We start from the raw sequence: 23,969 nt of genomic DNA on the forward strand, positions 1-23,969 counted from the left end.
AGAAGAAATTACCTTAGATTTTTGGCATGCCAAATACCAGAATGTCAAGCTGCCTATATTTTTCGATCTTTTTGGACCTCGGCCGACCTTGACAATTGCGTTTTTGGCATACCAAATGCCACGAAATCTGTCCCAGGAGGAAGCCAATGTCAAATTCGAAGGATGCGGTCCGCAAAATTCTCGATGCGGTCAGGGCCGACAAGCGCACGAGCCTCACCGCGCCCGAAGGCAAGGTGGTGTGCGACGCCTACGGCATTCCGGTGCCGAAAGAGGGTGTCGCCAAGTCGGCGGCCGAGGCCGCCCGCATCGCCTCCGACATGGGCTTCCCGGTCGTGATGAAGATCGTCTCGCCCGACATCCTCCACAAGACCGAGGCCGGCGGCGTGGTGGTCGGCGTCAAGAGCGCCGCCGAGGCCGAGAAGAGCTACGAGACGATTCTCGCCAACGCCAGGAAGTACAAGGCCGACGCCAAGATCGAGGGCATCCAGGTCCAGCAGATGCTGGGCGGCGGCACCGAGGTGATCGTCGGCTCGATCACCGACGGCTCGTTTGGCAAGCTGGTCGCCTTCGGTCTCGGCGGCGTGCTGGTCGAGATCCTCAAGGATATCACCTTCCGCCTCGCGCCCGCGACCAAGGATGATGCGCTGTCGATGCTCGACGGCATCCAGGCGCATGAGATGCTGAAGGGCGTGCGCGGCGGCGAGGCGGTCAATCGCGAGGCGCTCGCCGACGTCATCGTCAAGGTGTCGCAGCTGGTCAGCGATTTCCCCGAGATCGTCGAGCTCGACCTCAACCCGGTGTTCGCCACCAGCAAGAACGCGATCGCGGCCGACGTCCGCATCGTCGTCGACTTCAACTACAAGCCGCGCCCGGCGCCGCGTCCGACCGAAGAGATCGTCGCCGCGATGAACCGAATCATGCAGCCGAAGGGCGTTGCTGTGATCGGCGCCTCCGCCGAGGACGGCAAGATCGGCAACTCCGTGATGAAGAACCTCATCAACGGCGGCTATAAGGGCGAGATCTATCCGATCCACCCCAAGGCCGACGAGATCCTCGGCTACAAGGCCTACAAGAGCGTCAAGGACGTGCCCGGCGTGATCGACACGGCGGTGTTCGCGATCCCGGCGAAATTCGTCGCCGGCGCGCTCGCCGAATGCGGCGAGAAGAAAATCCCCGGCGCGGTGCTGATTCCCTCGGGCTTTGCCGAGGCCGGCGCGCCGGAATTGCAGGCCGAGATCGTCGAGGTCGGCAAGAAGTACAATATCCGCCTGATGGGGCCGAACATCTACGGCTTCTATTATACGCCGGCCAATCTCTGCGCCACGTTCTGCACCGCCTATGACGTCAAGGGCCACGCCGCGCTGTCGTCGCAGTCGGGCGGCATCGGCATGGCGATCATCGGCTTCTCGCGCTCGGCCAAGATGGGCGTGTCGGCGATCGTCGGCCTCGGCAACAAGTCCGACATCGACGAGGACGATCTGCTCGCCTTCTTCGAGCAGGACCCCAACACCAACCTGATCGCGCAGCACTGCGAGGATTTGAAGGACGGCCGTGCCTTCGCGGAGGCCGCCAAACGCGTCTCCAAGAAGAAGCCGGTGGTCGTGCTCAAGGCCGGCCGCACCTCGGCGGGTGCGAAGGCGGCCTCGTCGCACACCGGCGCGCTCGCCGGCAACGACAAGATCTATGAGGACGTGTTCAAGCAGTCCGGCGTGATCCGCGCCCGCAGCCTGCGGCAGCTGCTCGAATTCGCCCGCGGCGTGCCGGTGCTGCCGACGCCGAAGGGCGAGAACGTGCTGATCATCACCGGCGCCGGCGGCTCCGGCGTGCTGCTCTCCGACTCCGTGGTCGACAACGGCCTGTCGCTGATGCAGATGCCGCCGGATCTTGATGCGGCGTTCCGCAAGTTCATCCCGCCGTTCGGCGCGGCTGGAAATCCTGTGGATATCACCGGCGGCGAGCCGCCGATCACCTACGTCAACACGGTCAAGCTCGGCCTGTCGGATGAGCGCATCCACGCGCTGATCCTCGGCTACTGGCACACCATCGTGACGCCGCCGATGGTGTTCGCGCGCAACATGGTCGAGGTGAAGAAGGAGATGGAGGCCAAGGGCTTCGTCAAGCCGATCGTCGCCTCGCTCGCCGGCGACGTCGAGGTCGAGGAAGCCGCCGAATATCTCTACCAGAACGGCATCCCGGCCTACGCCTATTCGACCGAACTCCCGGTCGAGGTGCTCGGCGCCAAGTACAAGTGGGCGCGCGGCGCGGGCCTGCTCTGATCTTCTGATCTGTCGAATACCACATGCCGCCCCGGACACCGTCCGGGGCGGCTTTTTTGTTATTGGCCGTTCTCGAGATCATCCCAAGCTTTCCTGAGGTCCTGAGCGGGTTCCGTGCGCCACCTTCTTTTCCGGACCCGCGCGACTGACGAAGCTTGCCTTCCGCATCTGATGTGGTACTGATATATCAGATCAAGAATGACGGAGGGACCCGCGATGGAGTTGGCTGCAACAGGGATGACCGACCGCCAGCGCAAATATCGCGCGACCTACCGCGAGCGCGTGGTGGGCTGGTACAATGGCTGGCTGCATGTGGTGCTGATCTACACGATCGGATTCACGGCGCTGTACGTCTATCTGGCCAATGTGCACGACGTGAAATGGTGGGAATACCTCACCATTCCCGTGGTCTTCCTGATCGCAAACTTCTTCGAATGGGCGGTGCACCGCTTCGTCATGCACCGGCCCTCGAATGTGCCCTTGCTGCGCGCGGTCTACAGCCGCCACACGCTGATGCACCATCAGTTCTTCACCGAGGAGGAGATGCGCTTCGCCGATCATCACGACTGGCGCGTCACCTTCTTCCCGCCCTATGCGCTCGTGGTGTTCACCCTGATGTCGATCCCGCCGGCAATCATCGCGGGCCTTGTGATCTCGGCCAACACCGGCTGGCTGCTGATCACCACGACGACCTCGATGTACCTGATCTACGAGTTCATGCATTTCTGCTGCCACGTCGAGGAAAATGCCTTCGTGCGCAACATGCCGTTCGTCAACACCATTCGCCGGCATCATACCGCCCATCACAACCAGTCGATCATGATGGAGCGGAACATGAATCTGACCTTCCCGGTGATGGACTATGTGTTCGGCACCTCCGACCTCAATCGCGGCCTGCTTGGCCACGTCTTCAATGGCTACAGCACGCGCTACGTGAAGACCGACATGCGCCGCACGGCGCGGACGCCGCGGGTCGTGGCGAAGGAGCAATCGGTGCCGCATGCCGCAGCTTGAACCCAATCTCGCCGGCCTTGCCTGGTTCGGCCTGCTGTGGAGCGTGTGCTGCATCGGCTTCCTGCAACTGGCCGGCATGTACCCGCTGCGCGGGCGCACCGTTCTGCCGGTGACGATGACGACCGCACTATGGGTGGTGCTGCTCGCCGGCACGCTGGCATTCGCGCTGGCCGAATTGCGCTGGACCACAATTGTTGTCGTCGGCGGCGTGCTGTTCTTGTTCTTGCCCGGGCTGTTTCAGGCGCTGCCGGAATGGTGGCGCGATGGACGCGCGGGATTGCGGCTGTCCTGTTGCGCCATGATCGCCGCGCTCGCGCTGCTGGTCCGCGTGGCGGCGCCGTCGTTGTACACGTGGATGACTTGAAGGGAGGTCTCGATGCCAAGCCACATCAAGCTCATGCTGTCGCTGGCATGCCTCGCCACGGCAGCCTGCGGACACTTTTTCATGGTTTATCTGGGACAGCAGGGACCGAGCTATGCGGTCGCCTTCCTCGGCGTGTTCGCCACCGTCGCGATGTGGATCTTCCCCGAGGTCGTCAAGAAGGACCTCAAGATGCGTCCGCCGGGATCCTGACCGAGCTCCTGATATGATGCTGCAGCACAGGGAGGATCCGATGGCGAGCTATACCGGGGACCGCACCATCGACGGCATTTCGGTGCTGGTCGATGGCAAGCCGCTGTCACCGCATTACGACCAGCTTCGTCTCACCGAACACGGCTTTGAATGGAGCTACGAGGGGCCCGAGCCGGCACAACTGGCCTTCGCGCTGCTCTATGACCATCTGCACGATGCCACTGCCGCGAAAGCGTTGCACGAGAGCTTCATGCGGCGCGTCGTCGCCAATTTCGACAATGAATGGGAGCTCTCCTCGGCCGATCTCGACGAGGCGGTCGCGGCGCTGCGCCGCTCTCCGTCGAGCGCATATCGCTGGCGCCGCCCATGCCGACCGACGTCGTGGTGAAGGTGCGTGCCGCGGGGCTCTGCCACACCGATCTCGAAGTCATCGACGGATCGTTGCGCTATCCCTTGCCGATGATCCTCGGGCACGAGGCGGCAGGCGTGGTCGAGGAAATCGGCAACGCGGTGCGCGACATCAGCGTCGGCGATCGCGTCATCCTGTCCTGGAATCCGCATTGCGGGCACTGCTTTCACTGCGACCGCGCGCAGCCGATCCTGTGCGAGACCTACCTTGCGAGGGGCGCGGAAGGCGTGCATTTCGACGGCGCGTCGAGAGCGCGGCTCGCGGATGGCTGCAACCTCGCGCACCTGATGTTCCTCGGCGCGTTCTCGGAATATGTCGTGCTGCCGGCCCAGCAGGCGATCGTCGTGCCGAATGACATCCCGTTCGACCGCGCGTGCCTGATCGGCTGCGGCGTCATGACCGGCGTCGGCGCCGCGCTGAACGTCGCCGCCATCGGCCACGGCGATACCGTGATGGTCACCGGCTGCGGTGCGGTCGGGCTGGCAGCGGTGCAGGGCGCCCGGCTTGCTGGCGCAGGTGCTGTTATCGCGGTCGACCTCGATGATGCAAAGCTGGCGCTGGCGCGGCAGCTCGGCGCCACGCACGTCGTCAACGCGGCGCGCGAGGACCCGGTCCAGTTCGCAAAGCAGGCGACGTGCGGCCGGGGAGCCGACGTCATCCTCGAGGCGGCAGGCCATCCCAAAGCGTTTCGGCAGACCGCGGAGGCGGTGCGGCCGGGCGGCGAGGTGATCTGGCTCGGCAAGATCGACGTCACGCAGGACGTGAGTTTTCGCTGGGGCGCGTTGATGGGCGAGAAGCGATTTCGCCGCTCGAGCTATGGCGGCGCGCGGCCACGGCGCGACTTTCCCTTGCTGGCGCAGGCCTATCTCGACGGCCGGCTCAAGCTCGACGAACTGATCACCGGCCGCTGCAGCCTCGACGGCATCAATGACGGCTTCGAGGCGCTGCGGCGCGGACGTTCGATCCGCACGGTCGTCGAACTCTGAGAGCCGTTACAGCGTCGAACGCGCAAAACTTTCGATGTAGTCGATCAGGCTGTCGGAGGCCGCGCCCGCGGCGTCGACGCGGCGCTCGGCGACGGCTTCGGCGACGTCGGCATGCAGCCGCGCCGCGAGCGGCAGATCGGCCGCTTCCTTGTAATGCTGGTACCAGAAGCGGCGCGACAAGCCATGCATCAGGCCCATCGCGCGGGAGGCGAATTCGTTGCGCGACGCCGTGGAGATCAGGGTGTTGAACTGGTGATCCAGCCGCATGAACAGCAGATCGTCGGATTTCTCCGCCGCGCGCCGCATGCCGGCGGCGATCTCGGAGAACTGCGTGCGCTGCTCGCTGGTGGCGCGCTCGGCGGCGCCGCGCGCCATCAGCCGTTCCAGCTCGCGCCGGACTTCGAGCAGGCGCAGCTGGGCCCTGAGGTCGATCTCGGACACCAGCACGCCGCGGCGGGCCAGGATGTTGACGAGGCCGTCGCGCGACAGGCGCTGCAAGGCTTCGCGGATCGGGGTTCGGCCGATGTTGAGCCGCTTGGCGAGCACGAGCTCGGAGAGCGCGGTGCCCGGCGGCAGTTGCAGCGTCACGATCAGCTCTTCCAGTTCGGCATAGGCGCGATCGGTGAGCGTGACGTCGCTTTGCGGGAGAGGGGCCGGTGCGGAACCGCGCGGCTTGTCGCCGGTGGCGGACGATTGCCGTGCCGGCCGGCGGCTCCCTGCTGTGCGCGCGCGCACCGTGCTGGATCGTTTGCTCGAATTTACCATCAGGATCGTGAGTGCTGCTGTACAACAGATATCTCACACGCCCGATGGTAATGACAAGGCCGGTCGATCGGCCTAAGCCGAATCGGACGGCGCGCCGCGCGCCCATCAGTGCGAAATGCTTTCCAGCGTCCGGCCGCGGGTTTCCTCGCCGAGCAACAGCACCGTAAGCGCCGCCATCACGAACGCGCCGGCGCCGAGCGCAAACACGCCGCCTTGTCCGGCCGCCGGCAGGATCACGCCGATCACATAGGGGCCGATCAGCGAACCGATTCGGCCGACCGCGGAGGCAAACCCCGTTCCGGTCGCGCGGACATGGGTCGGGTACAGTTCGGGCGTATAGGCGTAGAGCGCCGACCACATGCCGAACAGGAAGAATTGCATGCAGAGGCCGGCAATGATGAGTTGGGTCTGGTCCGCCGCCGAGCCGTAGAAATGGCAGGCGATCGCGCCGCAGAGCAGGTTCATCACCAGCGTCGCCTTGCGGCCCCAGGATTCGACGAGCCACGCCGAGACCAGGAAGCCGGGGATCCCCGCGAGCGAGATCAGGATGGTGTAGAACACCGATTTGGTGATCGGGAAGCCCTTGGCCTGCAGCAGCGCGCCGAGCCACGTGGTCAGGCCGTAGAAGCCGAGCAGCGCGAAGAACCACAGGGTCCACAACATCGTGGTCCGCTTGGCGTAGATGCCCGAAAACAGGGTTCTCAGGCCGGTCACTTCGGAGACGGGGGCAGCCACCTGGCGCACCACCGGCGGCAGGTCCTTGCCGCCGAGACGGTCGCGGACCTTGCTTTCGATATTGCGCACGGTCACTTCGGCCCGCTCGGAATAGCCGTGCGAGGCGAGCCAGCGCGGCGATTCCGGAACGTAGCGGCGCACCACAAGCACGAACACGGCCGGGATCGCCTGCAGGATGAAGACCCAGCGCCAGTCGGCGACCTGCAGCACGAAGTAGGTCAACAGGCCCGACGCGATGAAGCCGAGCGGCCAGAATCCTTCGAGGAACGCGATGTAGCGGCCGCGGTTGCGCGCCGGCATGATCTCCGAGACCATCGACTGCGCGACCGGAAACTCCATGCCCATGCCGAAGCCGAGCAGAAGGCGGGACGCGCCGAGCGCGGTGGCCGTCGTCGAGAGACCGCAGCACAGGCTGCCCAAGCCCCAGAAGATCATGCTGACCTGGAAGACGCGGGCGCGGCCGAAACGGTCGGCGAGCAGGCCGGCGGACGCGGCGCCCACGAACATGCCGAGGAAGCTCATGCTGGACAGCAGCCCGGCTTCCGCCGTCGACAGGCCGAAGGTCTGGCGGATCGAGCCGAGCACGAAGGTGAGCGCGGCCAGGTCCATGCTGTCGAAGAACCACGCGGTCGCGATGATTCCGAAGATCCAGCGCTGATAGGAGGTCAGCGGCAGGCGTTCGAGCCGTGCCGCGATATCGGCGACCTGCTGCGCCTGCGCGGTTCGCGCAACGGCGGCCGGAGCCCGGCTTCCGGCTGCTGCGGTGACGTCGGAAATGGTCATTGCTGCCTCCCCAAGTAGAGATTGATGGGCTCTTGTCGGCCCTTTTAATAAAATGTCACACGGATAGCAGTGATATGTCAATTGCTGATCACGCGCGAATTGGCGGCACGGACCGGGCTGCGGCAGCGGGTGAGGCCGCGAACACATCGGCGCGTAGCCCGGTCCTTCCGTGATCCGGTCGACCATCCCTGCCGCGTCGGGCATCCGCGAAGCGGCATCAAGTGCCGGTTAACGGCATCCGAGAAATCGGGGGCTAACGGATAATCCGGCTTTAATGGGGAGCCGACTAAACGTCACGTGGTTACAAGGTACCGGATGCCTGGAGGTATCCGATGTTGCGTCGGGCGGAGGCGTTTTCCCCATATGTCAGTTCAGGCCGATTTGGGTTTTGCGAGCGACGATCGCGCGAGGGCGCAGATCGGCGCGGCGGTGAACTATCTGCTCAGGGACGCGACCGGCGTCGCGCGTGAGCATGCCGTCGAGACCATTGTCGAGATGGTGCGCGACATCGCAAGCCGGCCGCTCACTGTCGAAGCGGCATCGATTCAGCCGCTCATGAGCGGCGTCGCCTATCGGGATTTTGTCATCGATGCCTACCGGCGCGATGTGGATCGCTGGCGCGCGACCATCCGCCGTTCGAACGGCAAGAAGATCCGGATCGCTTCGCCGCCGTCGGTGCGCGACGAGGCAACGACCACAGCGGACGCGATCACCGCCGAGAAGGCCATCGAGTTCGCCAGGCGGGCGATCGACTTGGGCGAGGTGATCTGACCTCGCCGCCTCAAGGCCGCCATCGCCGCGACGTCTTGGCGATGCCGCCTATGCTTGGGACGCGCGATGTGCTCCGATACGGCAGCTGCGCCGGTTCCGCGGCTGTCTGCGGAATTGTCCATTCATCCTGTCCCAGCCGAGAAATGCCATGCCTTCCGAACTCCGTTCGCCTCGTCTGGCCGTCCTGATCGACGCCGACAACGCATCTGCAAAGATCGCCGATGGGCTGTTCGAGGAGATCGCCAAGATCGGCGAGGCCAGCGTGCGCCGCATCTACGGCGACTTCTCCAATCCGAGGTCCAAGGGCTGGGCCGACATCCTGTCGAAGCACGCCATCATTCCGCAGCAGCAATTCGCGTATACGACCGGGAAGAATGCATCCGACATCACCTTGGTGATCGACGCCATGGACCTGCTGCACAGCGGACGGTTCGACGGCTTCTGCCTGGTGTCGTCGGACAGCGATTTCACCCGGCTTGCCGCCCGCATCCGCGAGCACGGCATCGACGTGTTCGGGTTCGGCGAGCAGAAGACGCCGGAGAGTTTTCGGCAGGCCTGCCGCCGGTTCGTCTATACCGAGAATCTGCGCGGCGGCGCGCCGAGCAATCAGGATGCCGCCGTGCGGGCCCAGCCGTTGCAGCCGCCCGAGGCCGCCACGCCGATCATCAAGAAGGTCATCAGCCAGATGGCGAGCGAAGACGGCTGGGTCACGCTTGGCGAGGTCGGACGGCAGCTGGCCAATTTCGCGTCGGATTTCGATCAGAGGACCTACGGCTTCCGCACCCTCGGCGAACTGGTGCGCAGGACCAACGCTTTCGAGATCGAGTCGAAAGGCGGGACGATGCGAATTCGCATCAAGCCAGCGGCTGCACCGCCGCCAAGACGGCGAGCTCCGAGACGGCGAGCCGATCAAAAATCGCCGGAATGAACGGCGCGCAGTGCGGTCTGTTCTGCACGATCTCTGAATCTGAACCCAGGATGAATGCTGCTTCGAAGGTTGTTCGGAGCAGCATTTTCGTTCGTGCCGGAATCAAGCGAATTGCGCGCGGAACTGGCGTTGCGCGGGTTGCAGCGTTGGAACTGGAACGTTCTCGTTGCTTGCGATGTTGAGGGGGCATCGATCAATCGGAGGAGGAGAATCATGAACAAGCGTTTTGCTGTGTCCCTTGTCGCTGCTGCGTCGCTGCTCGCGTCCGGCTCGGCCTTCGCGCAGTCCACGACTGCGGCGGGTGCCGCGAACGGCGCGCGGGCTGGCGGCGAAATCGCGGGGCCTGTCGGCGAGATCGTCGGCGGCACGGTGGGTGCCGCGGTCGGCGCCGGCCTCGAGATTCCGAATGCGGTGATCACGTCGATCCCGCGCAACGAGCCGTCGGTGGTGGTGCGTGAACGCGTCGTCGTCGGCGAGCCGCTGCCCGACACCGTCGTGCTGCGCCCGGTGCCGCGCTACACCGAGTATCGCTATGCGGTCGTCAATGATCGCCGCGTGATCGTGGAGCCGCGCACCCGCCGGATCGTCAAGATCATCGACTGATCGCGTGATCGTGCCTGTTCCACCGTCATTGCGAGGAGCTCGCGACAAAATTGCAAGCAATTTTGCGCTGAAGCGACCAAGCAATCCATCGCGCCGCGTATGCTGAAGCGTGGATTGCTTCGCTTCGCTCGCAATGACGGAAGTAAGGAAATGACATCCTCGCGGGCCCATCGCCCGCGGGGATTTTCTTGGGTCCCATGAATACCGGCATGGCACCGCCCAGCTTTTTTCATGAAGCGACCGGTTGGCCTGACGCCGCAATCCCCTAAACTGATCCGCAACGGATGGACGCAGCCAGCGTTCGTCTCAATCAAGAGCAGGGGATGGAAGCATGGGTCGGAAGATCGCGATCGTCGGCGCGGGCGCTGTCGGCGGCTATGCCGGTGCGCATATGGTGCAGGCGGGAGAGGACGTCACCTTCATCGATCCCTGGCCCGCGCATGTCGAGCACATGCGCAAGCACGGGCTGCGCGTCACGCACGCGATGGACGTCGCGGAATTCTCGGTGCCGGTGCGCGCGCTTGACGTCACCGACGCGCAGCAATTGGCAAAGGAAAAACCGGTCGACATCGCCTTCGTCTGCATGAAGTCCTACGACACCGCCTGGGCCACCATGCTGATCCGGCAATATCTCGCGGCGGACGGCTACGTCGTGTCGCTGCAGAACTGCATGAACGAGGAGACCATCGCCGGCATCGTCGGCTGGGGCAAGGCGCTCGGCTGCATCGCAAGCAGCATCACCGTCAATCTGCCCGAGCCCGGCCACATCCACCGCGGCGCCGGCAAGGGCGGCGCAGCGCACACCGTGTTTCGCGCCGGCGAGGTGCATGGCCGCATCACGGCGCGGGCGGAGGAAGTCTGCCGCCTGGTCGGTTATTCCGACAGCGCCAAGGTCACCTCCAATCTCTGGGGCGAGCGCTGGTCCAAGCTCGTCGCCAACGTGATGGGCAACGGGCTCTCGGCCTGCACTGGTCTAACGGGCGGCGAAGTGCTGCAAAGCGAACCGCTGCGCCGCTTCTCGACGCGGCTCGGCAGCGAGGCGATCCGCGTCGGCCAGGCGCAGGGCTATCAGCTGGAGGAGATCCTGCACCTGCCGCCCGAGACCATCGCCCGCGCCGGCGAGGGCGACGAGGCCGCAACGCGCGCGTGCGACGAGCAGCACTTCAAGGATGCCAAGCGCACCTCATGGGCGCAGCGCCCCTCGATGGGCCAGGACATGCAGAAGGGCCGCCGCACCGAGATCGAATTCCTCAACGGCCTCGTGGTCCGCGAGGGCGAGAAGCTCGGCATCACCTGCGCGGCGAATGCCGCGCTGACCGACATCGTCAAACGCGTCGAACGCGGCGAACTCGCGCCGGATCCGCGGCACATCACGGAGCTGAGGTTGAATTGAGTCGAACTCATACGGGCCCGACTGCCGTCTTTGCGAGCGCAGCGAAGCAATCCATCCAACCGCATGCGCGGATGCATGGATTGCTTCGTCACTTCAGCGCAAAGTTGCTCTGCAATTTTGTCGCGAGCTCCTCGCAATGACGGATGCGCGGCCGCCGGGTCTTGCCTACAGCAGCTGCCTCACCCCCATCCCATGCATGAACCGCTCGCGGATCTGCACGGGGTCGCGGCGGGTGGTGCCGGTGCCGGGCTTGTCGTCGATGCGGACGCCGATCAGGGTCGGGCCGGAGGTCTGTTTCGACTGTTCGATCAGCCGCTCGAAATCGTCCTCGTCGGCGGCCCATGAGCTGCTCGCGATGCCGCTGGCGATTGCGACCTGAACGATATCGGTATGGCCGGCGGCCGGCGTCGGCTGCGCGCCCGTGATCTGGTAGATGCCGTTGTCCATCACCACCATGGTGAGATTCTTCGGCGCCAGCGTCGCGATGGTCGAGAGGCAGCCGAGCTGCATCAGCAGCGAGCCGTCGCCTTCGAGCGCGAACACGCGGCGCTTCGGCTGCGCCAGCGCGACGCCGAGCGCGATCGGAAACGCAAGGCCCATGCTCCCCAGCATGTAGAAATTCTGCGGGCGATGGCCGGCGGCCCAGAGGTCGAAATTGGTGTTGCCGATGCCGCCGATCACGGCCTCGTCCTTCAGCCCGGCGACGAGGCGCTGGGTGAGTTCGAAGCGGTTCATCACCTTGGTGTTGCGCGCGTGGGTGCTGGTCATGGCTGATCTCACTTGTCGAAGGTCTTGCCGCCGGTCAAGAGCGGCGAGAGGATCAGCGCCACCGGCGCCTGGGTGGTGACGGCCTGCTTGATCGAGCGGTCGGCAATGAATTCGAGCTCGTCGAGCCGGGTGATGGTGTGATGCTCCATGGCGAGCGAATCCAGCACCGGGCGCATGGTGCGGCAGACCAGCGCCTGGCCGTAATTGAACTCGCCTAGCGTGCCGCGCTCGGAGACGAACATGATCAGCGGGATCTGGTAGGGCACCGCGAGCGAGGCCAGCACATTGGCCAGCGTGGCAAAGCCCGAGGTTTGCATAAGCACCGCGCCGCGCGTGCCCGCCATCCAGGCACCGGAGACGATGCCGACCGCTTCTTCCTCGCGCGCGGTCGGAAATGTCGTGAAATAGGGATCGGCGTGCAGGTCCTTGATCAGCGTGGTCAGCACCCGGTCGGGCACATAGGGCACGAGCTTGATCTCGTTCCGCTTCAGCGTCTGCAGCACGATGCCGTGCCAGGTGGTCGCCGTCTTCTGGGACGAGGCTTGTTCCGCGGCCGCCATCCTGTTCTCCCTGCTCGCGCGACGCTATGGCCGCTTGCCGCACGAAACTTGACGCGGTGCCTGCGATTGTCAACATGTCGCGGCCGCAACGCGATCTGCGGAATTCGGCCATCGCAGCGCCGAACCAACGTGCGATACAGGCGTAACGAAAAAGGGACGGTATCGATCAAGGGACGGGAGGCGTCGATGGCCGGATGGGTCTGGCGGACCGCCATTGCGGCAGCGGCCATGGTTGTGGCCGGCCTTGCGTCCGCGCAGCCGTTCCCGGCCAAGGCCGTTCACATTCTCGTTCCATATCCGCCCGGCGGCGGCGTCGATGTGCTGACGCGCACGCTCGCCGAAGCGGTGTCGAAGACCTGGACGCAATCGATCGTGGTCGAGAACCGGCCCGGCGCCGGCGGGGTGATCGCCTCGCAGGCGATCGCGACCTCCGCGCCCGATGGTTACAATCTGATCATGGTGGCGAGCGGCCACGCCACCAATCCGTTCCTTTATCCAAAGCTGCCCTACGACACTTTCAAGGATTTCTCGCCGATCTCGCTCTTGGCGTCGTCGCCGAACGTGCTGCTGGTGCGCGCGGATTCGCCGTTCAAATCGGTCGCCGACGTCATCGCCGCGGCGAAGGCGAAGCCGGGCAGCCTGTCCTTCGCCCATGCCGGCAACGGCACCTCGACCCATCTGGCCGGCGAGCTGCTCAAGAGCCTCGCCAAGATCGATCTCGACGCGATCCCCTATAAGGGCGGTGCGCCCGCGATCAACGATCTGCTCGGCGGACAAATTCCGCTGTCGTTCAACAACGGGCCGGAATCGGTCGGGCAGCTGCAAGCCGGCACGGTTCGCGCGCTGGCGGTGACGACGGGCTCGCGTGCGCCGTTCCTGCCTGACGTGCCCAGCATGTCGGAAACCGTGCCGGGCTACGACACCGAGGTGTGGTGGGGGTTGCTCGGGCCCGGCAACATTCCGGCCGACCTCGTCGCGAAGATCTCGCATGATTTCGTCGCGGCGGTGAACACCGATGCCGTGAAGGAGCGGCTCGGCAAGCTCGGTGCGATCCCGATCGGCTCCACGCCGGACAAGTTCGCCGCCAAGATCAAGGCCGACTACGACAAATGGGGGCCGATCATCAAGGCCGCCGGCATGAAAGCGGAATAGAACATGGCTGCGTCAGAAATTCCCGCCTGCCTGCCGCCGCGTCGGGTGACGCCGCCCAGAGACAAGCTGCCGCCGAAGGCCTGCGATACGCATGCGCATGTGTTCGGTCCGGCCGACCGCTTCCCCTATGCCGGCGATCGCAGCTACACGCCGCCGGACGCGCCGCTGCAAACATATCTCGGCATGCTCGATACACTCGGTTTCGCCCGCGGCGTGCTGGTGCAGGGCAGCGCGCATGGCCACGACAATTCGGCGATGCTGGATGCGTTGCAGCGCGAGCCCGCGCGGCTGCGCGGCGTCGCGGTGGCCGATGCCGATGTGGCGGCGGGCACGCTCCGGCAATGGCATGTGCTCGGCGTCCGCGGCCTGCGCTTCAACCATTTCTTCCGCGGCGGGCAGTTGCACTACCGCGGCGGCATTCCCTTGAACGTTGCCGAGACGCATGCGGGCGTGATGGCCGAGCTCGGCTGGCATCTGCAGCTCTGGATCGACGTGAGGGATTTACCTGAGATGATCCCGACGCTGAAGGCGCTCGGGTTGCCGGTCGTGGTCGATCACATGGGCCGCACTGACGCCGGCGCCGGCATCAACACCGCGGGCTTTCAGAGCCTGCTGCGTGCGGTGGACGAAGGCTGGTGCTGGGCCAAGCTCTCGGGCGCGCATCGCCTGAGCCAGCGGGCGCCCGATTATCCGGATGCGCGGCCGTTCCACGAGGCGCTGGTCGCGGCCAATCCTGAACGGCTGGTGTGGGGCGGCGACTGGCCGCATCCGCGGGTCGAAGGCGAAATGCCCGACGCCGGCCATCTGCTGACGCTGTTCCAGGATTGGACGCCGGATGCAGCGACCCGGCACCGTATCCTCGTCGACAATCCCGCACGACTCTATGGCTTCCCAAACTGAAAGCTGCTCGAAGACATGACCGTCAACAACAAGCGCGTGTTCTACGTCAAATACCTCGCCCACGAGATCTACGTCGATATCCTGAAGAAGCGGCCGGATGTCCGGCTCGACCGTCTCGAGAACGAGACGCCGGAGGCGACCTTCGCGCCGGTTCTCGCCGACGCGCATGCCTATCAGATCGGCGCGGCCCGCGATGAGCTGGCGCCGCATTTCCATGCCCATGCCGAGCTGTTGAAGCGTGCGCCGAATCTTCTGATCGTGTCGTCGAATGGTGCCGGCTTCGATCCCGTCGATGTCGATGCCTGCACCGCGGCGGGCGTGCTGGTCGTCAACCAGTCCGGCGGCAACGCCAATTCGGTCGCCGAACACGCGCTCGGCATGATGCTGACGCTGTCGAAGCGGATCATCCAGTCCGACCGCAGGCTGCGGCGCGAGGCCAACGTCAACCGCAACGACCTGATCGGCAATGAGCTGAAGGAGAAGACCGTCGGCATCGTCGGTCTCGGCAATGTCGGCCGCCGCATCGCCGAACTGTGCAGGGGCCTCCTGCACATGAAGGTGATCGCCTACGATCCCTATCTCACGGCGGATGAGATGGCGAAGCGGGGCGGGGAGAAGGTCGAGCTCGACGATCTCCTGCGCCGCGCGGACTTTGTTTCGATCTCGTGTCCGCTGGACAAGAACAGCCGCGGCATGATCGGCGCGCGCCAGTTCGCGCTGATGCAGCCGCACGCCTATTTCGTCACCACCGCGCGTGGCTTCATCCATGACGAGAAGGCGCTGGAGGAAGCGCTGCGTGACAAGCGCATCGCCGGCGCCGGGCTCGACGTCTGGGACAAGGAGCCGCCGCCGCCGGATCATCCGCTGCTGCAGTTCGACAATGTGCTGGCGAGCCCGCACACCGCCGGCGTCACCCGCGAGGCGCGCATCAACATGGGCCGGATCGCGGCCGAGCAGATCCTCGACGCCCTCGACGGCAAGCGCCCGCCGCGCATCATCAATCCCGAGGTGTGGCCGGTCTACGCAAGACGGTTCGAGAAGGCGTTCGGGTTCATGCCGGGGTAGGGTCAGCCCTGCCCCTGCGGGGGCCGCGGCTGCGCGCGGCCAAAAATATCGAAAACAACCCCATGCAAAGGAGCTGGCGGCTGCTGGCGTTCGAGCAGGCAACTTGACGCGTCGGGCAACTCAGGGGTGCATTTCCAATATTCAGAAATCGTGCAGCGCCAGGCCTTGCGGGGGAGATCTACCGCAAGGGCGGAGGGGAACGGTTCCGCCGGTGCGTCCCTCACGCAAAACGGCCAGCCGTGCGAGTGCTGTTGCGCGCGCCAAAACACCGGAGAAAATCTCCTTCGTCGTAGCCTCGATCGGGGCAATAAATCCACTGCCGGACGACCGCCTCGCAACGCGTCCGTTGTTATTTTCCCTGAGATATCGACGACTTAGCCTGAAATCGCCATTTTCCGTTGGTGCCCGTCCATTGTGGGCACGGAAGGAAGAGGTTCATGCGACAGGTCCAGTCATTGCTCCGCAACGCGCCCGCCAGGATCGGCCGCCGTCTTGCGCAGATCGTCGCGATCGCTGCCGCCAGCCTGCCGCAGGCCGGCGCGTAGCTTTCCCCGCTGCGAACAGTCGCACGCGTATCAGCCGAATTAACTCACTACCCTTTCGTGTTAGTGCTAGCGTGGTACCCCGGGCTCTGCCGGTGCAGCAGGGAGGGTTCCATGTCACGCTTCGTCGTTCATTTCATGAAGGACGTGCTCGGCGGCAATGGCCGCGAGCGCGAAGTCTGCCAGGGCGCGCTTGAGATCGACGCCTCGAGCGAGGGCCAGGCCACCGAGATGGCCAAGGTCAAGTTTTGCCAGGAACAATCGCTGTGCGACTGGTCACTGCATGCCGACCGCATTCGGATCGAGGCGGCCGACTTGCACGCCTGAACCAGATGGACCGCGTGTGGCGGCATCCGACCTCTCCCTGTGGGAGTTTGGGGCGCGATCCAATGGTGCCGTCATTGCGAGGAGCTCGCGACAAAATTGCAGAGCAATTTTGCGCTGAAGCGACGAAGCAATCCATGGTTCCGCATGTGCGGACAGATGGATTGCTTCGCTGCGCTCGCAATGACACTAGAGAAGCCAACTCGCTCTTGCGAAGTGAACGGCCGAGTTCAGCTCGCCCCGATCACTCCGGCAGGATGCGAACCGCACCCTTGGCAGCGCTGCTGGCGAACGCCGCATAGGCCTTCAGCGCGGTCGAGACAGCGCGCTTGCGCGGCGCCGCCGGCTTCCAGGCCGCATTGCCCTTGGCTTCCATCGCTGCACGGCGACGCTTCAATTCGGCGTCGTCGACCGCGAGGTTGACCTTGCGGTTCGGGATATCGAACTCGATGATATCGCCTTCCTCGACGAGGCCGATCAGGCCGCCTTCGGCGGCTTCCGGCGAGACGTGGCCGATCGACAGGCCCGACGATCCGCCGGAGAAGCGGCCGTCGGTGATCAGCGCACAGGCCTTTCCGAGGCCCTTCGATTTCAGATAGCTGGTCGGGTACAGCATTTCCTGCATGCCCGGGCCGCCGCGCGGACCTTCATAGCGGATCAGCACGACGTCGCCGGCCTTCACCTTGTTGGTGAGGATGGCGTCGACCGATGCGTCCTGGCTCTCGAAGATGCGGGCAGGGCCGGAGAACTTCAGAATGCTCTGGTCGACGCCGGCGGTCTTCACGATGCAGCCGTCCTCGGCGAGGTTGCCGAACAGCACGGCGAGGCCGCCGTCCTTGGAATAGGCATGCTCGGCGTCGCGGATGACGCCCTTTTCGCGATCGAGATCGACCTCGTCGAAGCGGCGGTCCTGGCTGAAGGCTTCCTGGGTCGGCACGCCGCCCGGCGCGGCGCAATAGAAGTTGCGCACCTTGTCGCTTGTGGTCCGCACCACGTCCCAGCGGTTCAGCGCATCGTCCAGCGTTGCGGCATGCACGGTCGGCCCGTCGGTCGTGAGCAGCTTGGCGCGGTCGAGCTCGCCGAGGATCGCCATGATGCCGCCGGCGTGATGCACGTCCTCCATGTGGACGTCCTGCACCGAGGGCGCGACCTTGCAGAGCACCGGCACCTTGCGTGACAGGCGGTCGATATCGGTCATCGTGAACGGCACTTCGCCCTCGCGCGCGGCGGCGAGCAGATGCAGCACGGTATTGGTCGAGCCGCCCATCGCGATATCGAGCGTCATCGCGTTCTCGAACGACTTGAAGTTGGCGATATTGCGCGGCAGCACCTTGGCGTCGTCCTGCTCGTAGTAGCGGCGGGCGAGGTCGACGATCAGATGGCCGGCCTCGACGAACAGGCTCTTGCGGTCGGCGTGGGTCGCGAGCACCGAGCCGTTGCCGGGCAGCGCGAGGCCGAGCGCCTCGGTCAGGCAGTTCATCGAATTCGCGGTGAACATGCCGGAGCAGGAGCCGCAGGTCGGGCAGGCCGAACGCTCGATCACCGCGACGTCCTCGTCCGACACGTTGGAGTCGGCGGCCGCGACCATCGCGTCGATCAGGTCGACCGCGCGCTTCTTGCCCTTGAGCACGATCTTGCCCGACTCCATCGGTCCGCCCGAGACGAACACGGTCGGGATGTTGAGCCGCAGCGTCGCCATCAGCATGCCGGGCGTGATCTTGTCGCAGTTGGAGATGCAGACCATCGCGTCGGCGCAATGCGCGTTGACCATGTATTCGACGCTGTCGGCGATCAGCTCGCGCGAGGGCAGGCTGTACAGCATGCCGTCGTGACCCATCGCGATGCCGTCATCGACCGCAATGGTGTTGAACTCCTTGGCGACGCCGCCGGCCTTCTCGATCTCGCGGGCCACGAGCTGGCCGAGATTCTGCAGATGGACGTGGCCTGGCACGAACTGGGTGAAGGAATTGACCACCGCGATGATCGGCTTGCCGAAATCCTCGTTCTTCATGCCGGTGGCGCGCCAGAGGCCGCGTGCACCCGCCATGTTGCGGCCGTGGGTGGTGGTGCGGGAGCGATAGGCGGGCATCGTAAATCCTTCTCAAATCCTTGGGCTAAGGGCATTTTTTAGGGGAGTTGGCGCTCCTTATGCCTGCCCGTGGATGCGGATTCAAGCGCGGAACCGCATGGCTGAACCCCGCAATTCGGGCAATGTCGAGCCGGTCGGCTTGATCTCGGTCGGCCCGGTGCATTAGCTGATCGCACCGACGGCAAGAATAACGAACAAGCAAAAAGGGAGAGACACACGTGGCAAGGCTGCCCCTGATTGATCCGGAGACGACGAGCGGAGAGATCCGCGCCTCATTCGACCGCATGCCGGTCAAGCTCAACATCTTCCGCATGATGGCCCATGCCGAGGCCAATATGATCCCGGCGATGCGGCTCGCCAATTCGATCCTGCACAAGCAGAAGCTGTCGGCGGTTAACCGCGAGCTCTTGATCCTGCAGGCCGCGCAGCTCGAGGGCGGCGCCTATGAATGGCGGCAACATGTGCCGATCGCGCTCGGTGTCGGCGTCACCCAGGCGCAGATCGATGCCGTCGAGCGCGGCGATTACGACGATGCTGCACTCAACGCAGCCGAGCGCGCGCTGCTTCGCTTCGGCCGCGAGGTGGTCGAGAAGGTCCGCGTCGGCGATGCGGCCTTTGCCGCGGTGCGCGAGCATTTCAGCGATCAGGAGATCGTCGAGGCGATCGTCGCGCTCGGCTTCTACATGATGATGGCGCGGCTGACCGAGGCGACCGAGACCGATCTCGATCCGGCCGCCGGCATGGCCGTGTTCGAAGGCGGCAAGAAGCGGGATTGACGAGATGTCGGAGACTTCGCAAGAGGCCAATAAAGACACGAAGCCGGAGCGCTATGTCCGTCCGCTGAGCGCGGAATCGTCCGGCACCGCGCCGGGCAGGGGACGCCTCACCGGCCGCCGCATCCTCGTGGTCGGCGGCGGCCAGCGGGTGTTCGATGCCGCGACCGATCCGATCGGCAACGGCCGCGCCATGAGCCTGCTGTTCGCGCGCGAGGGCGCGCATGTCGCGGTCGCCGACCTCAACCGTGCCTCGGCCGAGGACACGGTTGCGCGCATCGCCGCTGACGGCGGCCGCGCTTTCGCGATCGCCGCCGATGTCACCAAGGAAGCCGACGTCATCAGGATGATCGACGAGGCGCATCGCACGATGGGCGGGCTCGACGGCATGGTGCTGAACATCGGCACCTTCGGCAAGACCGGGCTCGACAATGTCAGCGCGGAGGAATGGAACAGGATCTACGACGTCAATGTCCGCGGCCCGATGCTGTGCTGCCGCGCCGCCTTGCCGAAATTCGAAGACGGCGGCTCGATCGTGTTCATCTCCTCGATCGCGGCGCTGAAGGCGGGATCGCAGATGGCGGTCTATGATTCCTCCAAGGCCGCGCTCGGCGGCCTGATGCGCAACATCGCACATGCTGGCGCGCGGCGCGGCATCCGCGCCAATCTGGTCTATCCCGGGCTGGTCGACACCCCGAACGGCCGCGAGGCCGGCGCGGGCCGGCCGTCGCGCGGCAAGGGGCATATCCCGTTCGGCCGTCAGGCGACGGCGTGGGAGATCGCCTATGCGGTGCTGTTCTTCATGTCGGATGAAGGCGTCTATGTCACCGCGCAGACGCTCGCGGTGGATAGTGGGCTGAGCGGGCTCTAGACTCTGATGAATAGCGGCCACGACGGCGGTGCGCTCCCTCGCCCCGTTCTTACGGGGAGAGGGTTGGGGTGAGGGGCTCTCGCCGCGTATGCGGTGATGGCTGCGTTTGCGGAGACTCCCCCTCACCCGGAACGCATCTAACGATGCGTTCCGACCTCTCCCCGCACGCGGGGCGAGGTGGAGAGTGCGCAGCGTCGCTCACTATTCCGCAGCGAGGCTGGTTGGCAGCGGGATGCCGACCCTGGGGCGCGCTTTCACTGCGCGGCGATTCTTCTTGCTGAAGCGGCTGCCGGCCAGCAGCGCCGCGGCCGCGCGCAGCTGCTCGCGCAGCCATTGATTGGTGGTATCGTCCTCGGCGGTGGCGTGCCAGTAGAGATAATTGACGTGCGGACTGATCGGGAACGGGCAGGGGAAGCACTGCAGCAGCCCGGGATCTTCCAGCACGGAGGCGGCGCTCTCCGAGGCGGTCAGCAGCATGTTGCTGCGGCTCACGACGTGGCAGGCGGTTGCGAAATTCTGACAGGTCAGGCGAACAGTGCGGGTCAGGCCGAGGCGCTGGAGCTGAAAATCCTCGAACGACAGCCCGCTGCGCCGCGACGTCACGCAGACATGCTCCATGCGCAAATAAGCCTTCTTGTCGATCCGGGTGCCGAGCTCGGGGTGGCCGCGCCGCGCGAACACCGCGATATGCTCGGTCAGGATCTGCTCGCGCCGCACCTCCGCCGACAGCGGCAATAGCGTATCGATCGCGACGTCGAGGGTGCCGGCGGCAAGCTCGCGCTCGAGATTGTTGCGCTCGCTGCGCACGGTGGCGATCTCGACCAGCGGCGCCACGGTGCTGATCCGGTTGACCAGCGCGCTCAGCATCGGTGCCTCGAGATTGTTGCGCAGCCCGATCACGAACCGCTTCGGCGTCTGCGCCGGATCGAACCGGTGGGTGTGGGTCAGCGTCGTCTCGAGGCCGTTGAGCGCCTGGCGCACCGTGGTGATGATCTGCCGGGCCAGCGGGGTCGGCGTCATCACGTGGTTGCGGCGCACGAACAGCGGATCGTTGAACATCGCGCGCAGCCGGCTCAGCGCATGGCTGACCGCGGGCTGCGTCAGGTTGAGGCGGAAGCAGGCGCGGCTGACGCCGCCCTCGGAATAGATCGCGTCGAACACGACGAACAGGTTCAGATCGACGTCGCGTACATGCATGAAAATGATCAATCCGTATCCGTCGAATGCATTTGACGAATACTAATCGGCACTCTTAAAGTCTCAAGCAAAATAATACCTGGAGGAAACGATGAGCGTGCAATCGCCATCGCGCGGCGTTGCTGTCCCTGCGGCATCATCTCGCCTGGGCGCAATGTTTGCGAAGCCGAGCCAGGAGCAGATCGTGCTCCTGATCACCATCGCGCTCCTGATCGTGTTTGGCCTGACGCTGAACGGCTTCGCCACCGTCTCCAATCTCCTGAATTTGTTGCGGAGTATTTCCATCCTCGGCGTGCTCGGCCTCGGCATGGGGCTGATCGTGATCAGCCGCGGCATCGACCTCTCCGAGGTCGCGATCATGGCGGGTTCCTGGGCGATCGCTTTGATCTACATGCAGAACGGCATGCCCGTTTTCACGGCAGTGCTGCTGGCGCTGGCGGTCGCGGTGCTGATCGGCGTCGTCAACGGCGTGATGGTCGCCTTCGTCGAGGCGCCGGCGCTGTTCGTGACGCTGGCTGCCGGCTTCGTGATCTATGGCCTCGCCTTCTGGATCGCGCCGGCCTGGGTGGTCTATGCGCCGAAGGATGCGCCGGGCCTGATGTATCTCGGCGCCGGACGGCTGTTCGGCATCCCGGTTCCGATCCTGGTGTTCGCGGCCTGTGCAATCGCGATGCATTTGTTCCTGTCGCGCACCTCGATCGGCCGCTTCATCTATTCGCAGGGCGACAATCCGGAGGCCGCTCGGCTGACCGGCGTCGCGCTGCGGCCGCTGATCGTGCTCGAGCACGTGCTGGTTGCACTGCTCGCCTGGATTGCGGGCCTGGTCTGGGTCGGCACCACGGGCAGCATGCAGATGGCGATCACCCAGGGCACCATGATCTTCGATGTCGTGCTCGTCGTCGTGATCGGCGGCATCAGCCTGATCGGCGGCCGCGGCAGCGTGTTCAGCGTCGTGGTCGGCTGCATCCTGATCGGCACGCTGCTCAACGCCTTCACCATCATGGACGTCAACAGCGAGGTGCAGAACATCATCAAGGGCGTGGTGCTGCTGGCCGCCATCGTGCTCGACAACTGGCTGCACCCCCGCGACGAGGAGACCGCGCGGCAAGGGGACTGAGACGAGGCGACCGAGCCGGCCGCCGCGCCAAATAAATCAATCAAAAGAAATTGCTTTGTGGAGGGAGACGATGAAGACGACGACAAAATTCTGGACGATCCTGCTGGCCGGCGTGACGCTGGCCGCGATGCCGTTTGCGGCATCGGCGCAGGAGGAAGGCACCAAGACCGCGCGCGAGCTGCGTGCCGTCTACGACAAGGCGCTGCAGGGCAAGACGATCGCCTATCTGCCGATCGCGCTCGGCGTGCCGCTGTCCGACGAATGGGGCCGGGTGGTGCAGGAGGAAGCCGAGTGGCGCGGCATGAAATATGTCGTGCGCGATCCCAACAACAACCCCTCGGCAATGCAGCAGGCCCTGACCGCGCTGGTCGACCAGAAGCCCGACGTGCTGATCGTGCAGAATCCGAGCGTCACGCTGTTGATGAAGGATCTGAAGCGCGCCGAAAGCCAGGGCACGCATGTGATCCAGATCAACATGTCCTCGAACTACAAATCCGGCGCCTTTGTCGGCGCCGACTGGCGCGAGATCGGCAGGATGCTGGCGAACGAGGCCGTCAAGGCCTGCGGCACCGGCTCCGGCAAGTCGGGCAAGGTCCAGATCGTGCAGGGCGAACTGACCGCGGCCGCCAGCGTCGACCAGGTCGGCGGCATCATGGAGGTCTTGAACAAGGATCCGAACATCAAGGTGGTCTCGAACCAGGCCGCGAACTGGGACGCCAACACTGCGCTCAACGTCACCGCGACGGTGATCCAGCAGCATCCCGACCTCTGCGCCTCGATCGGGTTCTGGGGCATCATGGAGTCGGGCGCGGCGCAGGCGATCCGCAATGCCGGCAAGATCGACGATGTGAAGGTGTTCGCCTCCGGTGAAGGCTCGCAGCTCGATTGCGACCAGGTCAATTCGGGCAATTTCTACAAGTTCTTGAGCTACAAGGCGACCGAGCAGGGCCACGACCTGATGTTCGCGGCCGAAACCCTGCTGGTGTCGGGCGAGAAGCCGGGCAGCCGCAATCTCGTCTATTACACGCGTCCGATCTGGCTGGATAAGTCGAACGCCTCGGGCGCCAACTGCTTCGCGCTACCCAAGAAAAATTAACAAGGCGCGGACAGCCGGCGCGGGGGGCATTCCCGCGCCGGCTGTATCAAAGAGCACGATCCGGCAAGGTGGAGCCGGTTTTTCTCCGACCGACGCGCAGCGTTCACGGAGAGCGTGTTCATCAAGGGACGAGGTCGCGATGCGATGGCCGATCGCGTCATGACCAGGAGCATGATCCGGGACGTGCAAGCCGGCTCTCCGCAAGATCGTGCGCGATCACGAGCACGATCCGGAAAAGTGGAAGCCGGTTTTCCGCAAGGTCGTGCTCAATCAAGAGG

At 64.9% G+C, this 23,969-nt stretch carries 24 protein-coding genes; 18 read left to right on the forward strand and 6 right to left on the reverse strand.

The window, feature by feature from the left end; translation table 11 throughout:
• Positions 1 to 146: 146 nt before the first annotated feature.
• The 6 genes from J6525_RS03195 (at position 147) to J6525_RS03220 (ending at position 5,259) form a co-directional block, all read left to right on the forward strand.
• Positions 147 to 2,276 (forward strand): acetate--CoA ligase family protein, encoded by a 2,130-nt coding sequence (locus J6525_RS03195; protein WP_057020270.1) that lies wholly within the window; start codon positions 147 to 149, stop codon positions 2,274 to 2,276.
• Between the two features lie 216 nt (positions 2,277 to 2,492).
• Positions 2,493 to 3,290 carry a sterol desaturase family protein gene (locus J6525_RS03200; protein WP_225642085.1) on the forward strand — a complete coding sequence of 266 codons (798 nt, stop codon included), beginning with the start codon at positions 2,493 to 2,495 and terminating at the stop codon, positions 3,288 to 3,290.
• A complete protein-coding gene (locus tag J6525_RS03205; protein ID WP_225642024.1) occupies positions 3,277 to 3,654 on the forward strand; it encodes a DUF4175 domain-containing protein in 378 nt (125 codons plus the stop codon). Before J6525_RS03200 ends, J6525_RS03205 begins: the two co-directional genes overlap by 14 nt.
• 12 nt (positions 3,655 to 3,666) lie before the next feature.
• Entirely contained in the window at positions 3,667 to 3,864 is a 198-nt protein-coding gene (locus tag J6525_RS03210; protein WP_225642026.1) for a hypothetical protein, read from the forward strand.
• Between the two features lie 40 nt (positions 3,865 to 3,904).
• Positions 3,905 to 4,252: a DUF6166 domain-containing protein gene (locus J6525_RS03215; RefSeq protein ID WP_225642028.1), complete on the forward strand. Its 348-nt coding sequence runs from the start codon at positions 3,905 to 3,907 to the stop codon at positions 4,250 to 4,252.
• Positions 4,231 to 5,259, forward strand: coding sequence for a zinc-binding dehydrogenase (locus J6525_RS03220; RefSeq protein WP_225642030.1), 1,029 nt, complete (start codon positions 4,231 to 4,233; stop codon positions 5,257 to 5,259). Before J6525_RS03215 ends, J6525_RS03220 begins: the two co-directional genes overlap by 22 nt.
• 6 nt (positions 5,260 to 5,265) lie before the next feature.
• Here the strand turns inward: J6525_RS03220 and J6525_RS03225 are convergent, their stop codons facing one another.
• Positions 5,266 to 6,024 (reverse strand): GntR family transcriptional regulator, encoded by a 759-nt coding sequence (locus J6525_RS03225; RefSeq protein WP_225642032.1) that lies wholly within the window; start codon positions 6,022 to 6,024, stop codon positions 5,266 to 5,268.
• A gap of 105 nt (positions 6,025 to 6,129) precedes the next feature.
• Entirely contained in the window at positions 6,130 to 7,542 is a 1,413-nt protein-coding gene (locus tag J6525_RS03230) for an MFS transporter (protein WP_225642034.1), read from the reverse strand.
• A 363-nt stretch (positions 7,543 to 7,905) separates the two neighbouring features.
• Here J6525_RS03230 and J6525_RS03235 point away from each other — a divergent pair, with 363 nt between their 5' ends.
• From J6525_RS03235 to J6525_RS03250, 4 genes are all read left to right on the forward strand, one after another.
• A complete protein-coding gene (locus tag J6525_RS03235; protein ID WP_092079786.1) occupies positions 7,906 to 8,313 on the forward strand; it encodes a hypothetical protein in 408 nt (135 codons plus the stop codon).
• A 148-nt stretch (positions 8,314 to 8,461) separates the two neighbouring features.
• Positions 8,462 to 9,241 carry an NYN domain-containing protein gene (locus J6525_RS03240; RefSeq protein ID WP_057020277.1) on the forward strand — a complete coding sequence of 260 codons (780 nt, stop codon included), beginning with the start codon at positions 8,462 to 8,464 and terminating at the stop codon, positions 9,239 to 9,241.
• A gap of 213 nt (positions 9,242 to 9,454) precedes the next feature.
• The gene (locus J6525_RS03245) at positions 9,455 to 9,844 is read left to right on the forward strand and encodes a DUF1236 domain-containing protein (RefSeq protein WP_016842369.1); all 390 of its coding nucleotides are present in this window, start codon (positions 9,455 to 9,457) and stop codon (positions 9,842 to 9,844) included.
• Positions 9,845 to 10,175: 331 nt separating this feature from the next.
• Positions 10,176 to 11,237 carry a ketopantoate reductase family protein gene (locus J6525_RS03250; protein WP_225642036.1) on the forward strand — a complete coding sequence of 354 codons (1,062 nt, stop codon included), beginning with the start codon at positions 10,176 to 10,178 and terminating at the stop codon, positions 11,235 to 11,237.
• Between the two features lie 165 nt (positions 11,238 to 11,402).
• Here J6525_RS03250 and J6525_RS03255 read toward each other — a convergent pair whose 3' ends face one another.
• Positions 11,403 to 12,005 carry a thiamine pyrophosphate-dependent enzyme gene (locus J6525_RS03255; RefSeq protein ID WP_225642038.1) on the reverse strand — a complete coding sequence of 201 codons (603 nt, stop codon included), beginning with the start codon at positions 12,003 to 12,005 and terminating at the stop codon, positions 11,403 to 11,405.
• 8 nt (positions 12,006 to 12,013) lie between these two features.
• Entirely contained in the window at positions 12,014 to 12,565 is a 552-nt protein-coding gene (locus tag J6525_RS03260; RefSeq protein WP_050405122.1) for a thiamine pyrophosphate-binding protein, read from the reverse strand.
• Between the two features lie 186 nt (positions 12,566 to 12,751).
• Here J6525_RS03260 and J6525_RS03265 point away from each other — a divergent pair, with 186 nt between their 5' ends.
• The 4 genes from J6525_RS03265 to J6525_RS03280 all read left to right on the forward strand — a co-directional run bounded on the left by J6525_RS03265 (position 12,752) and on the right by J6525_RS03280 (position 16,551).
• Positions 12,752 to 13,717, forward strand: a complete 966-nt coding sequence (locus J6525_RS03265) for a Bug family tripartite tricarboxylate transporter substrate binding protein (protein WP_225642039.1) — start codon at positions 12,752 to 12,754, stop codon at positions 13,715 to 13,717.
• 3 nt (positions 13,718 to 13,720) lie between these two features.
• A complete protein-coding gene (locus J6525_RS03270) occupies positions 13,721 to 14,617 on the forward strand; it encodes an amidohydrolase family protein (RefSeq protein ID WP_225642041.1) in 897 nt (298 codons plus the stop codon).
• A 15-nt stretch (positions 14,618 to 14,632) separates the two neighbouring features.
• The gene (locus J6525_RS03275; RefSeq protein ID WP_050387005.1) at positions 14,633 to 15,682 is read left to right on the forward strand and encodes a hydroxyacid dehydrogenase; all 1,050 of its coding nucleotides are present in this window, start codon (positions 14,633 to 14,635) and stop codon (positions 15,680 to 15,682) included.
• 656 nt (positions 15,683 to 16,338) lie between these two features.
• Positions 16,339 to 16,551 carry a hypothetical protein gene (locus J6525_RS03280; RefSeq protein ID WP_028345217.1) on the forward strand — a complete coding sequence of 71 codons (213 nt, stop codon included), beginning with the start codon at positions 16,339 to 16,341 and terminating at the stop codon, positions 16,549 to 16,551.
• Between the two features lie 241 nt (positions 16,552 to 16,792).
• Here J6525_RS03280 and ilvD read toward each other — a convergent pair whose 3' ends face one another.
• Positions 16,793 to 18,637, reverse strand: a complete 1,845-nt coding sequence (gene ilvD / locus J6525_RS03285; protein ID WP_092079813.1) for a dihydroxy-acid dehydratase — start codon at positions 18,635 to 18,637, stop codon at positions 16,793 to 16,795.
• A gap of 218 nt (positions 18,638 to 18,855) precedes the next feature.
• Here ilvD and J6525_RS03290 point away from each other — a divergent pair, with 218 nt between their 5' ends.
• Positions 18,856 to 19,413, forward strand: a complete 558-nt coding sequence (locus J6525_RS03290) for a carboxymuconolactone decarboxylase family protein (RefSeq protein WP_225642044.1) — start codon at positions 18,856 to 18,858, stop codon at positions 19,411 to 19,413.
• Positions 19,414 to 19,417: 4 nt separating this feature from the next.
• Positions 19,418 to 20,281 carry an SDR family NAD(P)-dependent oxidoreductase gene (locus J6525_RS03295; RefSeq protein WP_225642046.1) on the forward strand — a complete coding sequence of 288 codons (864 nt, stop codon included), beginning with the start codon at positions 19,418 to 19,420 and terminating at the stop codon, positions 20,279 to 20,281.
• 201 nt (positions 20,282 to 20,482) lie between these two features.
• Here J6525_RS03295 and J6525_RS03300 read toward each other — a convergent pair whose 3' ends face one another.
• Entirely contained in the window at positions 20,483 to 21,490 is a 1,008-nt protein-coding gene (locus tag J6525_RS03300) for a LysR family transcriptional regulator (protein WP_225642048.1), read from the reverse strand.
• A 79-nt stretch (positions 21,491 to 21,569) separates the two neighbouring features.
• Here J6525_RS03300 and J6525_RS03305 point away from each other — a divergent pair, with 79 nt between their 5' ends.
• The gene (locus J6525_RS03305; protein WP_225163682.1) at positions 21,570 to 22,595 is read left to right on the forward strand and encodes an ABC transporter permease; all 1,026 of its coding nucleotides are present in this window, start codon (positions 21,570 to 21,572) and stop codon (positions 22,593 to 22,595) included.
• A gap of 70 nt (positions 22,596 to 22,665) precedes the next feature.
• Positions 22,666 to 23,691 carry a sugar ABC transporter substrate-binding protein gene (locus J6525_RS03310; RefSeq protein ID WP_028331499.1) on the forward strand — a complete coding sequence of 342 codons (1,026 nt, stop codon included), beginning with the start codon at positions 22,666 to 22,668 and terminating at the stop codon, positions 23,689 to 23,691.
• Positions 23,692 to 23,969: the final 278 nt, after the last annotated feature.

The organism is Bradyrhizobium australafricanum (assembly GCF_020329495.1).
In the GTDB taxonomy this organism is placed as follows: Bacteria; Pseudomonadota; Alphaproteobacteria; order Rhizobiales; family Xanthobacteraceae; genus Bradyrhizobium; species Bradyrhizobium australafricanum.

Bases quoted from the DNA above. Each gene is read 5' to 3' on its own strand.
- J6525_RS03245 (WP_016842369.1), top strand. From the start codon at position 9,455: ATGAACAAGCGTTTTGCTGTGTCCCTTGTCGCTGCTGCGTCGCTGCTC.
- J6525_RS03250 (WP_225642036.1), top strand. From the start codon at position 10,176: ATGGGTCGGAAGATCGCGATCGTCGGCGCGGGCGCTGTCGGCGGCTAT.
- J6525_RS03200 (WP_225642085.1), top strand. From the start codon at position 2,493: ATGGAGTTGGCTGCAACAGGGATGACCGACCGCCAGCGCAAATATCGC.
- J6525_RS03275 (WP_050387005.1), top strand. From the start codon at position 14,633: ATGACCGTCAACAACAAGCGCGTGTTCTACGTCAAATACCTCGCCCAC.
- J6525_RS03260 (WP_050405122.1), bottom strand. From the start codon at position 12,565: ATGGCGGCCGCGGAACAAGCCTCGTCCCAGAAGACGGCGACCACCTGG.
- J6525_RS03310 (WP_028331499.1), top strand. From the start codon at position 22,666: ATGAAGACGACGACAAAATTCTGGACGATCCTGCTGGCCGGCGTGACG.
- J6525_RS03205 (WP_225642024.1), top strand. From the start codon at position 3,277: ATGCCGCAGCTTGAACCCAATCTCGCCGGCCTTGCCTGGTTCGGCCTG.
- J6525_RS03215 (WP_225642028.1), top strand. From the start codon at position 3,905: ATGGCGAGCTATACCGGGGACCGCACCATCGACGGCATTTCGGTGCTG.
- J6525_RS03255 (WP_225642038.1), bottom strand. From the start codon at position 12,005: ATGACCAGCACCCACGCGCGCAACACCAAGGTGATGAACCGCTTCGAA.
- J6525_RS03295 (WP_225642046.1), top strand. From the start codon at position 19,418: ATGTCGGAGACTTCGCAAGAGGCCAATAAAGACACGAAGCCGGAGCGC.
- J6525_RS03235 (WP_092079786.1), top strand. From the start codon at position 7,906: ATGTCAGTTCAGGCCGATTTGGGTTTTGCGAGCGACGATCGCGCGAGG.
- J6525_RS03270 (WP_225642041.1), top strand. From the start codon at position 13,721: ATGGCTGCGTCAGAAATTCCCGCCTGCCTGCCGCCGCGTCGGGTGACG.
- J6525_RS03280 (WP_028345217.1), top strand. From the start codon at position 16,339: ATGTCACGCTTCGTCGTTCATTTCATGAAGGACGTGCTCGGCGGCAAT.
- J6525_RS03240 (WP_057020277.1), top strand. From the start codon at position 8,462: ATGCCTTCCGAACTCCGTTCGCCTCGTCTGGCCGTCCTGATCGACGCC.
- J6525_RS03220 (WP_225642030.1), top strand. From the start codon at position 4,231: ATGCCGACCGACGTCGTGGTGAAGGTGCGTGCCGCGGGGCTCTGCCAC.
- J6525_RS03305 (WP_225163682.1), top strand. From the start codon at position 21,570: ATGAGCGTGCAATCGCCATCGCGCGGCGTTGCTGTCCCTGCGGCATCA.
- J6525_RS03265 (WP_225642039.1), top strand. From the start codon at position 12,752: ATGGCCGGATGGGTCTGGCGGACCGCCATTGCGGCAGCGGCCATGGTT.
- J6525_RS03195 (WP_057020270.1), top strand. From the start codon at position 147: ATGTCAAATTCGAAGGATGCGGTCCGCAAAATTCTCGATGCGGTCAGG.
- J6525_RS03225 (WP_225642032.1), bottom strand. From the start codon at position 6,024: ATGGTAAATTCGAGCAAACGATCCAGCACGGTGCGCGCGCGCACAGCA.
- J6525_RS03210 (WP_225642026.1), top strand. From the start codon at position 3,667: ATGCCAAGCCACATCAAGCTCATGCTGTCGCTGGCATGCCTCGCCACG.
- J6525_RS03230 (WP_225642034.1), bottom strand. From the start codon at position 7,542: ATGACCATTTCCGACGTCACCGCAGCAGCCGGAAGCCGGGCTCCGGCC.
- ilvD (WP_092079813.1), bottom strand. From the start codon at position 18,637: ATGCCCGCCTATCGCTCCCGCACCACCACCCACGGCCGCAACATGGCG.